The sequence below is a fragment of the Domibacillus sp. DTU_2020_1001157_1_SI_ALB_TIR_016 genome (assembly GCF_032341995.1).
In the GTDB taxonomy this organism is placed as follows: domain Bacteria; phylum Bacillota; class Bacilli; order Bacillales; family Domibacillaceae; genus Domibacillus; species Domibacillus indicus_A.
In genome coordinates this window covers 501819-515898 of record NZ_CP135438.1, presented here as the reverse complement: position 1 = coordinate 515898, position 14080 = coordinate 501819, and the positions used below count along the sequence as shown (strand labels likewise).

The following is a 14080-nucleotide window of genomic DNA, read 5'->3' as shown; positions in this document are numbered from 1 at the left end:
ATGGTTTTTTTACTGTCTAAAGTTAAGACAAACGATGATTTTTACTGTCTAAACTTGAGACAAACACCCTTTTTCTACTGTCTAAACTTGAGACAAAATCAAAATTCCGTGTACCCACGAAAACACTAGGCTCTGCCTAGTTCCACACTGGAAGTGGGGACACGTTTTCCTTATGCTCTTTCTCTTCTCACTCTTTCCCCCAAGTGTTCGTTTTTTAGAAAAATTTGGGGTGTAATGAGGGTGTATCATTTAACAAAACTTTGTTTTCTTAGAAGGGGGGAAAGGAAATGGAAGTGAAGATCAGAAATGTTGAGCCTGCGGCTGTAAAAAAAATCGACGAGCTTGCTAGAAAAAAGGGACTTTCCAGAAACGAGTACCTTAAAAATGTGATAGAAGATTTCTCGATTTTAGAAATGAAGGATAACCATGTTGACCGTATGGAAAAGCAGCTTGTTGCCAATACGCTTTTAATGGAAAAAACCTCGAACACGTTAGACGAATTAGTGTCAGTTCTGAAAGAGTTGATCGACGATGAATAATCCTATAAGACCTGCCGTAGTGATTAAATCTAAGTTTATTTTAGCGTCCGGTTCAAAAAATAATTTCAATAATTATTTGAATTACATGGACAGAAAAAACACTCACTCGAACGAAAACGATTTTCAAAATTATCAAGACTATATGAGCAATGAAGAAAAATCCACTGGCTTGTTTACTTCAAGTAATGACAAGTTAAGTGAAAAAGAAAAAGAAGATTTAAAATCCCTTTTTGAACAATCGCAACAAAAAGGAAGTATTCTTTGGCAAGATGTAATTTCCTTTGATAATGAATGGCTGCAAGAAAATGGTGTGTTGAAAAATGGCTTTATGGATGAACAAAAAATGAAGCAAGCGACACGAAATGCAGTAAATGAAATGATTAAAAAAGAAGGATTGTCCGACAGTGCGATTTGGTCTGCTGCCATTCATTACAATACGGATAACATTCACGTTCATGTTGCTACTGTCCAGACGAAAAACTTTCGGGATCGGGGAAAACGAAAGCAAAAATCCATTGATAGTATGAAGTCTAAAGTGGCGAGTACGATTCTTGACCGGAGCAAAGAAAATGAAAAACTGAATGAATTTATTCGAGAAAAAGTTGTAAAAACAAAACGTGATGATGATTTATTGTCCTTGAAAAATCGTGTGGTCAATCGGGATATGGTGAAGCAGTTTAAAAAAATTCATAGCATGTTGCCCGAAGATAAACGGCTCTGGGCGTATAGCATGAATGGCATCAAAAATGTAAGACCGGAAATTGATAAATTGACGGATATGTACATTCAAAGGCATTTCAAAAATGAGTTTAAAGAATTTGAAAAACAATTGGGTAAAAAAGTTCAATTATACAAACGAATCTATGGTGATACCAAAAAAGCAGAGCAGTACAAAGAAACGAAAATGGATGATCTTTATAAAAGAATGGGAAACACCATTTTAAAAGAAGTGAAAAAATACGACTATGAATTAAAGAGTGCTGCCCGATCTGAACCAAAAAATAAATTTGAAAAAATTAAGCGTGAACGGGCGATCAATAATTTTATTTACACTATTGATCGGGGCATGAATGACGATTTACAGCACTGGAAAAATCAGCGTGAATTTGAAAGGATGCAACAAGAAAAGGAACATGAAAGGTAGTGAATTAATTTGTCTGAGGATAAAAAAATACAAAAGAGATATTATTTAGACCCACAATGGCATGAGTATATAGAAAGTCATGGCAATAACAGCAGTATCGCTCTTGAAACGATTTTAAAGCAACATAAAGAGTATTCTAACAATATGTTTGATCTGCGTTTTATTACGAACCAAATTAAACTGGAATTGTTGCAAGAAATTGATAATGGCATTAAGAAAAATGTTGAAGTGGAAATGAAGCGTATTCGATTAGGAACGAATAATACTGATCGTAATACACAAGTTTTAATTGAATTGTTGCAAGGGTTCATGGTGGCTTCCAACAAGGATACCATTACAACAACTGATCTTTATAAGCCGGATTTTTTAGTTGAAGCTGAAACAGTCGTGCATGAAAGAATCGCAAATTTGAAGCAAAAAAAACACTCTAAAGGAGATGGAAAAGAATGAAAGAACTCTTTAAAAATTTAGATTACGCAACGATTAAAGGTGTCGGAGAAGATGAAGTTTTGGTCACGTTTAACGGTGAAGATTATGAAATTAAGCTCACTGATACTACCCGTACGCCAATATTTGAAGCAGTTGAACAGGGCATTTATATTGTCCCTTTTAACAGCGCCACAAAGGAATTGCTAATCGAAGTGAATACAGAAGTCATGGAAGAATATTTTCCAGAAGTGTTTATGAAGGAATTAGATGGAGCAGCTGACTTTGATCCAGAAGAATTTGAAAAAGAAAATGAAAAAAACTAACGGATTTCCTTTCTAATTTTAAAAATGAGGTGTTCAAAAGTGGGTGATATAGTGTCGAAATCTGAAATTGACAAAGCAGCCAGCGTTCATGTTTTGGATTATTTACAGACAAAAGGCGAGCCGATCATCAAGCAAGGACACAACTATTATCGTCATGCAGAGCATGATTCCTTAGTGTTTAATACAAATGGAAAATGGTACTGGAACAGTCGCAGTACCGGTGGAATGGGCGCAATTAGTTTAGCAAGAGAGCTTTACACAATGAAATTTCAAGAAGCTGTTCGGGATGTAAACGGATTGAACATTACCAAGACAATGGACTTCTCAAAAGATATAAATAATGAATTTGTTTATCCAAAACAGTATGAAGTTTCTTCTATTGAAAACGCAAAAAGTTATTTAGTCAATGAACGCTGTATTGATGAAAAAGTAGTCTTGGCATTACGAAAACATGATTTGATTGCAGAAGATAAAATGAAAAATCTTATTTTTAAGTGGAGAGACAAAGACGGAAAAATAGTTGGGGCTGATCGGCAAGGCACAACAAAAATGAAGAATAAACGGGGAACATTTAAGCAGATCATGGAGCATAGTAAAAGTGACGGTGGGTTTACGCTTGATATAGGCAAGCCAAATAAAATTGCAGTATTTGAAAGCCCGATTGATTTAGTTTCATATTACGATATGATTCGTCCAGAACACATCCGTCTCTTATCTATGTCTGGTTTAAAAGATCAAACTCTTATTAAAGGAATAGAACAAACGGCTTCGGAATGTAAAGAGCGTGGCGAAGAACTAAAAAAAATAATTATTGCCGTTGATAACGATAAAGCAGGTAGAGAGTTTACTGAAAAATGGGAAGGTGAAATCGTTCAAGTCGATGTTCCGAAAAATAAAGACTGGAACGATGATTTGAGGGAGCAAAGAAAACTAGAACGGGAAAAGCAAAATCAAAAAAGCCCTGGCATGAGTTTTTCTAAAAATAAAGAATTTCAATATGAACGGTGAAGAAAGGGCGGTCTGAAAATGGCGTACAAACGTAATTACAAAAGTAAATCACCAGAAGAAAAACAAAAGGAAATTGATGAACTAACCGCTTCAATGGATTCCCAAATACAGAGCTTTTTTGAAAGCGAAGAAACGATACAAGAGCATTTAGCTTTCATGGCAAACTTTCATAAGTATTCACCACGTAATATGGCTTTAATTAATCAACAATTTTCGGGGGCGAGTGCAGTCGGCTCATTCAACTTTTGGAAATCAAAAGGAGCTAGTGTCAATAAAGGGGAAAAGGGCATTAAAATTTTAGTCCCTAATCCGGTTGAGTTTTTTAAGCGTGGTGTTGATTCAGAAGGAAAAGACATATGGGCGCCGGTATCAAAAGCCACGCCACAAGAAAAACAGTTGCTAGAAAAAGGTGTGTTGCAAAAGCACCGGAGAATGTTTTACAAAATTGGTTATGTATTCGAATATACACAAACCAATGCGCGCGAAAAAGGTCTTGCAGTCTCTGAAATCTTTGGTCGCTATCATCGTGAGGGAACAGTTGAAAATGATAAAGAATTCATGAAGGCTTTTGAAAAACTGGCTGACAAGATCGGGGTGAAGCTCCTTAGTGAACCGCCGAATGGTCATGAACTGGGAACAGCTAAAGGCGCTTTCTTTCCAGATTTAAATGTAATTGCTCTGAATCCACGCAATACGATGGCTGACAATATTCCTGTTATGATTCATGAATTGGCACATGCTGAATTGCATAATCGGGACCGTCAAAAGGAACGTGGGCGTAATTTATCTACCAACGAAAAAGAATTTCAAGCTGAAATGGTCGCTTATGTGGTGGCTACTCATTACGGAATCAACATGGAGAATTTTTCATTGCCTTATCTAGCAAGCTGGACAAAAGATGCTGAATTAAAGGATAAAGAGCAGCTATTAAATGAAGTCCGTCAAACATCTGGTGAGTTTATTGATGTGATCGACAGCCATTTAGATTATTCAAAAGAGCTTTCCACTATCATGTTGATTGAGTATGGTTCTTTATCACAAGCAAGTATAAATGAGGTTTCTTTAGACGAGTTAAAACAAGCGGTAACGAATCGAATTGAAGCCTATCCAGAAGATCGGCACGAAGAATTAAAGCAGAAGTTAGAACCTTTATACTCGGCCGAGGTGCTAACCGATAAAGAAGTGGGGCTGTTAGAAAAAGAAATGGGTAACGCTTTTAAAGTCTTTGATAAATCTGAAATTGAGAAGCCCACTGTTTTAATTCAATGGTCTGAAAGCGAAAAACTGAAAAATAATGAATTAATGCGATTTGGTGAAGCGAACGAAAAATTTACGGAGATCGCCAAAGAACAAGGTCAAGAAGATGGATACTATAAAACCCGTTACCATGTGATTTTTCCAAATGCCGATAAGCTCGAAATGATTAATCCAGACCGGCACGATATAGGGGATGGTTATTACAATAGCGCATATCAGCAAATGGTTTCTGAAATGAATTTAAAACCAGAACACCACAACACGCTTCTGAATGACATAGCTTTATATGGGCATGAAAAGGCTCATGGCGGTGCGCTAAATATTGCAGAACCTTCCATGATGATACATGGTGCTATGACCGATTTTAAAGAATTTGGCTTCGTAAATAACGGTGATTTCAATAAATTGAAATTGAATGAAATAGTATATACGGTAGCTATTCCAGAAGGTGATACGCTAAATGTTTTCAGTAACAGCTATAAGAAGGGTGAATATTTACATCCACTTAACCAGATGGAGAAGACCGGTATTGATAAGAATATTTACGATAAACTTCAAACAGCTTGGGACAAGGAATTATTCAGAGAAGATGATGCCTATATTCATTCTATTGCACCACGCATTAGACAGGAATTGAACAAAGAAGATATGGAAGCAGTCAAACCAGCTGCAACAATAAAAGAACCATCTGGAAGGCAGAACCGTCAAACAAAACAACTGGCAGGAGAATTAGAACGCTAAAGTTTTTTAGCGCTCTCTAACAAAACTTTGTTTAAAAGACGAACATTATTTGGATCCCTGGCAGCTGAAAAGACGGTTAAACACGAACAATTTTAAAATGAAAGGCAGGGACTATAAATGAAGACTATTATTCTGGCTGAAAAGCCTTCACAAGCGAAAGCCTATGCCGAAGCATTTGACGTTGCCAAAAGAGAAAAGACACACATTGAATTAAAGCCATGCAGCACGTTTCCCGATGGGGCTGCAATTACTTGGGGGATTGGTCACTTAGTCGCCTTGAAAATGCCCAATGAGTATAAAGAAGAATGGTCACGATGGGATTTAAACAACCTGCCAATTTTTCCGGAACGGTTTGAATTTAAAGTGTCGGAAGATAAAAAAGCTCAATTCAATGCGGTGAAAAAATTATTTAACGGCTGTGATGTTGCGATCAATGCTTGTGACATTGATCGAGAGGGTTCTAATATTTTTTACAGTATTTATAGAATGACCGGTGCAAAAAATAAGACGATTAAAAGGCTATGGATTAACTCTTTAGAGGTTGATGAAATCCGTAAAGGATTTAATAACCTATTGGATAATGAAAAGGATTTATTGATGTATAAAGAAGCCTATACTCGTCAGGTATCCGATTGGTTGGTAGGGATTAATGGAAGCCAATTATTTAGCTTGCTGCTTGCCAAAAAAGGGGTTCGGGAAACATTGAGTATTGGCAGGGTGCAGAGCAGCTTGGTTTATCTGGTTTATCAGCGCCAAAAAGAAATTGAAAACTTTGTCTCGAAGCCATTTTTTGAGTTGGTTGGAAAGTTCGCTGCAGCTGGTGGTCAATATGAAGGAAAAGCCAAAATAAAGACCGATACACTAGATGAATTAAATGCCTTTTTACTAGCAAATGAAGCGGTCTTAAACAGCGAAATGCCGGGAACCGTCCTGGTATTAGAGAAAAAAGAAAAACGGACGCAATCACCGAAATTACATTCACTTTCTACACTTCAAACAGTCGCGAATAAGAAGTGGAAGTATAGTCCGGCAATTGTATTAAAAACCATGCAATCACTGTATGAAAAAAAGCTCGTCACATATCCTCGGACAGACACAAATTTTATCACTGAAAATGAGTTCAATTATCTAGTAAAGGTTGTTGAGGGATACCAGAAACTACTTGGCCAAGAATTTGAGCCGAATCTCACACCAAATAAACGGTATGTAGATGGCTCTAAGGTTCAAGAACACTATGCGATCATCATGACTAAAAACGTCCCTGCTGAATCGACTATCAGTAGCCTGTCACCAGAAGAAAAGAACATTTATGATGAAGTGGTACGGAACACGCTGGCAATGTTCCATAAAGATTACCGGTATGAGGAAACGAAAATTACAACGGTAGTAAACGGCATTGAATTTGAGACAATCGGAAAAGTAGAGCTTGAAAAAGGATGGAAAGAGCTGTTTTCTCACCAAAAAGAGGATGATGGAGAAAAAACGGCTTCAAATAACGTGCTGCCAAGCGTTTCTAAAGATGAAAATGTAGCAGCAGTCCTAAACAGCAAAGAAGGGAAGACAAGCTCTCCCAAGCCGTTTACAGAAGGCGGTCTAATCAATCTCATGAAAACGGCAGGGAAAATGGTCGATGATGAAGCGGATAGTGAGATTTTAAAAGAAGTAGAGGGGATCGGCACTGAAGCAACTCGATCTGGAATTATCGAAACGGTTAAAAAGAACGGCTATCTGGACGTTAAGAAAAACATTGTATTCAGCACAAAAAAAGCCGAAATTTTGTGTGAAGCGATTCAAGGGACTTTGTTATCCAGTCCTTCAATGACCGCAAAATGGGAATCCTATTTAAGAAAGATCGGGGAAGGCTCTGGTTCGTCCGAAACGTTTATCCAAAACATTAAAAAATTCGTACAAAATTTGATTGAAACAATGCCCGGAAAAATGGATGGCTCGACTATCCAAAAGGCTGTGGAACAGCAACAAACACAATCCAGTTATGGCGTATGTCCGGTTTGTAAAAAAGGGCGCATGGTAGACCGGAAAACATTGATTGGCTGCTCTGAATACTCAAATGGCTGTACGTTTTCTATCGGTAAAACCATTGCTTCCAAGAAATTGACGGAGAAAAACATTAAAGACTTGCTAGAAAAAGGGATAACACCTGTCATAAAAGGCTTTAAATCATCTAAAACAAAGAAATCATTTGAAGCTAAATTGAAAATTGAGGATAAGAAAATCGGGTTTGCTTTTAGCAATAAATAAAAAGAAGTGTGGCTCTTAGCTACACTTCTTTTTGTTTGACGTTTACAAATATTCCAGTTAGTGTATAGTTTGGAAAAGCTCTAAAGGGGGCTTAACTATGACTGAGACGATATTATTATATCTTGCTGGAGTTGTCTTTTTGTTCTTTATTGCGCTCCGGAACTGACTACATGTAGTCGATTTCAAAATGAAAAAGAGTGCTGCTGATCGGCGGCGCTCTTTTTATAATAGTGAGGAAAAAATGATAAAAAAAATATTTGTGATTGGTATTCTATTACCGATTTTGAGTGCGCTCATTACTTTAGCAACAGCATCGGAGACAAACGTTGAAAACTCTGGAGAATTTAGAAATGCTAAATTTGGGTTTCCTTTTTCTTTTATAACACAAGACTTAGCAGCGTCGGGTGCAGGTGGTTATGAAGGTGGCTTTCCACGTGTATTTAGCAGAGAACAGGATTTTTTAGACAATGATCCAGAAATCGAATTTGATTTAACTAATTATATTCTTTCGTGCATTGTCATTTATATTTGTGTGTTGCCAATCGCATGGGCATTTAATTTTCTTTTTTGGAAGATGATTAATTTGGAAGATGATTAAAGCGAATGAATAAGAAGAAAGTTAATTGACTACATGTAGTCAATGACAGAATAAAAAAAGAGTGCTGCCGATCGGCAGAGCTTTTTTAGAATAGTGAGGAAAAAATGTTCAGAAAAATTATGATTTTTATTTTTTTACCCGTGGTAAGTATTCTTATCGTTTCAGCAACAGGATTTAACACATTCGTTGAAAATGGAGAAGAATTTAGAAATGCTAAATTTGGTTTTCCTTTTCCCTTTATAACACAAGATTTAGAAGCATCGGGTGCATCTGAATATGAAGGTGGCTTTCCAGATGTATATGAATTACAAATGGATTTTTTAGATCATGATCCAGAAATGGAATTTGATTTAACTAATTATATTCTTTCGTGCATTACTTTTTATGTTTGTCTGGCGGCATTTTTAAAGGCATTCAGTTTTTTTCTATTGAAGGTAACTAAAGTGAATGAATAAGAAAAAAGTTAGTTGACTAACTACATGTAGTCAACTAACTACATGTAGTCAATCGACTACATGTAGTCGATTTAAACCTTGATTTATCAAGGTTTTTAAGGGTTTTGCCTTCCGGCTTATTCATCTATGCTGCCCTTTTTCTAGTAATGATTTTGTGTCTTTTGTTTCGAATCGTGATAAAATAAAAACAGGTAAGAAGGCGGCTACCTCCTTACCTGTTGCAGATGCTATCTGCTGCTATACTGCTTACGGCGCTTCGAGGACTTCTTTTTCCTCGGAGCTTTTTTCATGTTGTTTTGATACGTCTTGAATGCGAAGAACGTTGTGAAAATCATCGACAAGATCGTCACAACCTCTTTTGTCATGAGCACAATTTCTTTTGCTATCTCCATGTGAACACCTCCCTTCTTCATGGAAGAACACTAGCAAGAAGGGCAGGCAAAAATCAAGGAGGAGTCCGAAGACTTTCAAAAAATTTTTTGGTGCTGTTCCAAAAAAATTTTTGAAATCGAAGGAAGCTCCTTGATTTTTCGTCTGACCGGATTGCTACAATTGAGAGAAGAAGGGGAAACCCATGACGGGTGAGCGCCAGTTTTTTAGGGCAGGCTCGATGCCTGCTCTAAAAAAAGATGGAGAAATGCGAAGCGAGCGACACGAAAAGCCCTGGCTGTAGTAATCATTTATGCAAGAAAATAAAAAAGAGCAAGCCTTGTAGACTTGCTCCCCCATAAATGGAATATTTGGATTACGGCATGACCCACGCCTTCCGATGGTACGCATATTGTATGGTTATTGATTATAAATTATGTATGCTGTCATAAAGGCTCTCCCAATTTTGAGGAAGCACATTGAATTGATAAACATTAATTTTTGTGCGCGAGAGCAATCTTTGTAGGTCTATCTTTAATTCGGCACTGTCATTTGGGTGAAGGATTTTTTTTAAGGCATACATTCTAGAAAATAAATCTGTATCACTGGGTAAGCATTGGGGAGAATCAACTTTATGGTCAAGATGGACAACTGAAGATGTTTTCCCCACTAAAATATTGTGATGTGAGCAGGTATTTCGTAAATTGCGAATAGCTGAAATCCAAGTATCCATGTTATAAGTATCATTCTTACCAAACTTTCGGTTTGAATCGGGATATCCATAACGGAGAACTTCTTTACGCAAATCCATTTTTGAATAGGCATAAATATTTTCAACTGTACCAAAATCAAAATACATAAAAGCAGCCCATGCAGGGATTCTTTTTCTGTATCTCGGCCCACCTGTTCGATAGCTTGAAAATTGAGGATGTTTGTTTTGATGCTTAATAAGTGCTTTTTCTGCTTCCTTTATACTCGAAAAGACACGTGGAAAACGTCTAACATTTGCTTTTCTTTTAGTTTTATCACTTACCCCACCAGAAGGAGTATAAAAGGTTTGATCCAAATAAAAGGTTGGGTTTTGTGTATAAAGCGAGCAGGCATTTGCAATGTGGTTCTTTATTTGTATTTCTGCTTTTTGTGTATATCGAAAAAATATTTCTCTCAAGGCAATATCAAAGTCGTACAGATCGTACAGCAAATCTTGTGTCGGCTTCGCTTGAAGAACCTGCGTAAAGGATAACAAGTATTTTCCGTATCGACTTACACGAAAATAGCCTTCCTTTTGTAAAAGGCGTTTCATTCGGAGTTTCTGACGGAATGTGACGTAAGACTTCATTAATGAGACTTGATCTTCAATATCCAGTGGAATATCCGCATTTGACATAATTTACCTCCTGAACGCAAAAAAAAAGAATGGTATACCATTCTTAATCCCGCAAATGGAATATTTGGATTAGGGCATGACCCATGCCTTCCAACGGTTAATGTAATTATAATACAGGGTTATTTTACCGTCAATCATAAAAAACTTAATAGTTCAAATTCAGAATAATTTGTATTCTGGTGTATTCAAAACTGTTGTTGAATATAAAAATGCTCTGCTGATCTTCAGTGATATTATCAAAAACGACCCTTTTCGTGATCATCAATTTGTGTGATTTCTAAAAACAGTCACTCTCAAAAGGAAGCGGCTGTACTCGTTATTGAACTAAAGCACCCCGTTAGTTCAATAAGAAAAAGAGCTGATCGTGATCGTCACAGCTCATTAAAGCTATAGTTAAATTAATCAAGTAATCTTCTATTGATATATACATACACAATCGTTAATAAAAGCAACATAGCAATTATAAGTACCGTTAATTCATAAGGATAGTCAATAAAACTATTGAGAACTACTAATAATCCTAACGGTAGAAAAAAAGTTCCACCTGTTACTGTACCTAATAAAGACTTATTTTTTATCATTTTTTCATTAAACCCTGCTAACAACCAGGTTTGTTTTTTCACAGCTACTAAGTACGATACAAGTAAAAGAGCTATACCAATAACCAATAATCCATAATCCACCTTTTCACCCCCAAAGGACACTTTATTTCCTGCTACTTTTTTATACGAACTAAAAAGGAAAAAAGTTCCCTTTTTGTTGAACTAATCTGCTTCTTAATTGAAGAAGGAGTTTATCTTTAGTTCCTTCTCAAAAACGACCGTTTTTGATAAGAAACTAGCAATACACGAAAACAGGCTAAAAATTTGTTTTTTCTTTTATCAAAAATATTATCAAAAACAAGTTATCTTTATTTACCTTAAATACCTTTTCTAAAATCGAAGGAAGCTCCTTGATTTTTTGTCTGACCGGCTTGAGAAGAAGGGGAAACACATGGCGGGTGAGCGCCAGTCTTTTAGAGTTGGCTTGATGCCTACTCTAAAAAAGGATGGAGCAAGGCGAAGCGAGCGACACGAAAAGGGAGTGTAACTAGCTCGGCCAAACTCCAATCGCGAATGGTGTTGCTTATTTAATTGCACATTAACCACTCCTTTTCTGTCTAATCCTTTACGGAAGGAAGGAAGGAAGGAAGGAAGGAAGGAAGGAAGGAAGGAAAAACAGCGCGCAAAAAACCTTCCCTCCGTAAAAGACTAGAGCCTAAAGGTGCTAGCCAGGAGGGTTAAATAAGCATCATACCGATTCCTACACCCACCAATAGCTCCAATGAAGAAGCCAATAAAAGTAGTTGAGGGCATAACGATCTTAATGTTGTTGAGCCGTTTAATCGTCTTCACCATCATTGTATTCTACTTCTTCGTAATCATCGTCCTCGACGCAGCCGACAAGACCAACAGACATCATCAATAATAAGAAGAATGCCTAAAGCTTCTTCATTAGTCTTCCTCCGTGAATGTAAATTCAGGTAAATCTTTATTCATGTAATGAGCATATGTCTGACGCGCATTCAAATAGCGGTCAAGCGGATGGTTGATATCCTGCTGGATCGCCGTTTCTTCTGCGAACATGGCATTCAATGCCTTCACAATTTCTTGTTCCTGTGTTGAAGTAGCAGGCTCGACTTGGTTAAAAAGGTTATAGTTCTGTTTGTCCTGGCGGTCTGATGGCTCACCTTCAGCTACATCCTTATCCAGTTCATCGAATATTGCCTGCGCGCCTTCGTAGAACTCCTGGTCTACACCTTCAGGATATTCTATTCCACACGCAGCCATGATACTTGCTGCCAGTGAGACAGCTCCAATAATGCCAACAATTTTCTTCATGTTAAGCCTCCTAATTTTAATAAACTTATCGCCTTCTCAAATCGGTAAGGCATAGGCTTGTTGTTACATCAAAGACTCAAAGGGTCGCATACTGCATCGGCTGCTTTGCGATTACCCCTAATTGATTGGCATAACCTTAAAGCAATAACGTTTCTAAGCTGTGTGATCCTTTCCAATTAGGTTTGGAAGTAGGTTTCACACTTATGTGTAATTTCGCTTGAGCATGTTTAAATTTCTTTATAAACGATTCTTTCCAGGATGTTTTCATATATGAAACAGGAAAAATACAAGTCATTGGCGGGTGAAAAGATAATAGAATTTGTAAGTTAAATGACCAGTGTTCTAAACCAAAATGGAGCTGCCCTCTAAACCAGCTCCATTTGTATTGTTTTTTATATGGTTTTCTAAACAGCACTACTAGACACTAAATATTTTTCCTATTATCTCATTTTTATGTTTCCTCGAAGCTGTTATGCGGTGTTTGCAGGATCATAGCTGCATATATCTCCAAAAGTGTCCGCTCAAGAGTATTGTCTACTTCAATTAGCCTAACAAAAAATTCTCATACATGTATTCACGCGTTGCAATCATATCTAATTCCATGATCTTTGATAATTTTAAAGTTAAATTTGCTTGTGTCACCGTTGTAGCCCGGTGGTCTATGTCTAGCCGTTGAGCCAGTGTTTTAGAGCCTCCTACATAAAGTGGATTATCTTCACGTTTCGAAATCAAGTAAATTCCTTTCACTGGTTCCCTTGAACCTAAAACATTTTGAAGATAGCCTTTTGTAATAACACGGAACGAATGACTGGGCGCTTCGATCAATTGTTCAAATAAATAAGGAAGACGGTCATTAATACGTTTATATTCTTCTATTATTCAACTCACCAAACTTTTCACTAGCCGAGTTTTTTTCACGCCGATATACTTCCTCAAGGATCTCTGCAGCAATGTCCTGCATACTTTTCCCTGTCTGTTCACCTTTTTTCCGCAGCCAGTCCTTAATATCTACGGACAACGAAACCGACAGCAATTCTTCTTTCGATTCAATGCTGAGTGCCTCATATTCCGGAACATACCGCACACGCCCTTATTTCATTGAACGCTTTATAAAGTCAGCTAACTCAACCGAGACACCACTTAATTGCGCATCTTTCATATGAATCACCCGTCGGTCCTTTAAGCGCTCCATATACGGATTGGCCACTGGAGCCTGCTGATGAAGCAGATCCATCACTTGGAAATAAACTACCGGTAAGTTAAGCACCTCGTATCCAAGATTTGTACTACGCTTACTAATTTTAATAGATTAGTCAGGTGTCAACCTATGTGTGTTGATCTCTTCCATGTAGCTGAATGTTCATCGGTTCCCCTACAGTAAGTACCAGTCCGCATAACCTTTACACATAAGTCTTAGTTATGGAAAAGAATGAGAAGAAAAAAGCTGATAAACCGCTTCGTGCTTCTGGTGGTGATAAATAACCGCTGCTCCAAGCGGCTTTCTCGAAGTCCAGTCCGGTAGATTTCTATAAAAGAATTAAAAAAATTTTAAAAAAATATAGACAAAAAATGAAAGCGGTTGTATACTCAGGTTACAAACTTGTATTACAAGTTAACAAGATGATAAGTAACTAAGTAAATGAGTGAACAGATAATTTAAAGAACATCAAATCTTTTCAGAGGTGATCAAC

Annotated in this window: 15 protein-coding genes; 9 read left to right on the top strand and 6 right to left on the bottom strand. The window is 37.1% G+C overall.

The window, feature by feature from the left end; translation table 11 throughout:
- The first annotated feature begins 287 nt into the window (after window positions 1–287).
- The 9 genes from RRU94_RS02455 (at window position 288) to RRU94_RS02415 (ending at window position 8753) form a co-directional block, all read left to right on the top strand.
- Window positions 288–539 carry a hypothetical protein gene (locus RRU94_RS02455; RefSeq protein ID WP_315691660.1) on the top strand — a complete coding sequence of 84 codons (252 nt, stop codon included), beginning with the start codon at window positions 288–290 and terminating at the stop codon, window positions 537–539.
- The gene (gene mobP2 / locus RRU94_RS02450; protein WP_315691659.1) at window positions 532–1683 is read left to right on the top strand and encodes a MobP2 family relaxase; all 1152 of its coding nucleotides are present in this window, start codon (window positions 532–534) and stop codon (window positions 1681–1683) included. The genes RRU94_RS02455 and mobP2 overlap by 8 nt, the downstream gene beginning before the upstream one ends.
- Window positions 1684–1692: 9 nt before the next feature.
- The gene (locus RRU94_RS02445; RefSeq protein ID WP_315691658.1) at window positions 1693–2133 is read left to right on the top strand and encodes a hypothetical protein; all 441 of its coding nucleotides are present in this window, start codon (window positions 1693–1695) and stop codon (window positions 2131–2133) included.
- Window positions 2130–2435 carry a hypothetical protein gene (locus RRU94_RS02440; RefSeq protein ID WP_315691657.1) on the top strand — a complete coding sequence of 102 codons (306 nt, stop codon included), beginning with the start codon at window positions 2130–2132 and terminating at the stop codon, window positions 2433–2435. The genes RRU94_RS02445 and RRU94_RS02440 overlap by 4 nt, the downstream gene beginning before the upstream one ends.
- Window positions 2436–2474: 39 nt before the next feature.
- On the top strand, window positions 2475–3443 hold the full coding sequence (locus RRU94_RS02435) for a DUF3991 domain-containing protein (RefSeq protein WP_315691656.1): 969 nt from the start codon (window positions 2475–2477) through the stop codon (window positions 3441–3443).
- Between the two features lie 18 nt (window positions 3444–3461).
- Entirely contained in the window at window positions 3462–5441 is a 1980-nt protein-coding gene (locus tag RRU94_RS02430; protein WP_315691655.1) for an LPD25 domain-containing protein, read from the top strand.
- Between the two features lie 117 nt (window positions 5442–5558).
- Window positions 5559–7700: a type IA DNA topoisomerase gene (gene topB, locus RRU94_RS02425; protein ID WP_315691654.1), complete on the top strand. Its 2142-nt coding sequence runs from the start codon at window positions 5559–5561 to the stop codon at window positions 7698–7700.
- Between the two features lie 187 nt (window positions 7701–7887).
- Window positions 7888–8298 carry a hypothetical protein gene (locus RRU94_RS02420; protein ID WP_315691653.1) on the top strand — a complete coding sequence of 137 codons (411 nt, stop codon included), beginning with the start codon at window positions 7888–7890 and terminating at the stop codon, window positions 8296–8298.
- Window positions 8299–8402: 104 nt separating this feature from the next.
- Entirely contained in the window at window positions 8403–8753 is a 351-nt protein-coding gene (locus RRU94_RS02415) for a hypothetical protein (RefSeq protein WP_315691652.1), read from the top strand.
- A gap of 227 nt (window positions 8754–8980) precedes the next feature.
- Here the strand turns inward: RRU94_RS02415 and RRU94_RS02410 are convergent, their stop codons facing one another.
- The 6 genes from RRU94_RS02410 to RRU94_RS02385 all read right to left on the bottom strand — a co-directional run bounded on the left by RRU94_RS02410 (window position 8981) and on the right by RRU94_RS02385 (window position 13656).
- Window positions 8981–9145 carry a hypothetical protein gene (locus tag RRU94_RS02410; RefSeq protein ID WP_315691651.1) on the bottom strand — a complete coding sequence of 55 codons (165 nt, stop codon included), beginning with the start codon at window positions 9143–9145 and terminating at the stop codon, window positions 8981–8983.
- 404 nt (window positions 9146–9549) lie between these two features.
- Entirely contained in the window at window positions 9550–10509 is a 960-nt protein-coding gene (locus tag RRU94_RS02405) for an Abi family protein (RefSeq protein ID WP_315691650.1), read from the bottom strand.
- Window positions 10510–10907: 398 nt separating this feature from the next.
- Entirely contained in the window at window positions 10908–11192 is a 285-nt protein-coding gene (locus RRU94_RS02400; protein ID WP_283915875.1) for a DUF3784 domain-containing protein, read from the bottom strand.
- Between the two features lie 810 nt (window positions 11193–12002).
- Window positions 12003–12389 (bottom strand): hypothetical protein, encoded by a 387-nt coding sequence (locus RRU94_RS02395; RefSeq protein WP_315691649.1) that lies wholly within the window; start codon window positions 12387–12389, stop codon window positions 12003–12005.
- Between the two features lie 862 nt (window positions 12390–13251).
- Complete coding sequence (locus RRU94_RS02390) at window positions 13252–13473, bottom strand: hypothetical protein (protein ID WP_315691648.1); 222 nt, start codon at window positions 13471–13473, stop codon at window positions 13252–13254.
- Between the two features lie 6 nt (window positions 13474–13479).
- Complete coding sequence (locus tag RRU94_RS02385) at window positions 13480–13656, bottom strand: hypothetical protein (RefSeq protein ID WP_315691647.1); 177 nt, start codon at window positions 13654–13656, stop codon at window positions 13480–13482.
- Between the last annotated feature and the right edge of the window lie 424 nt (window positions 13657–14080).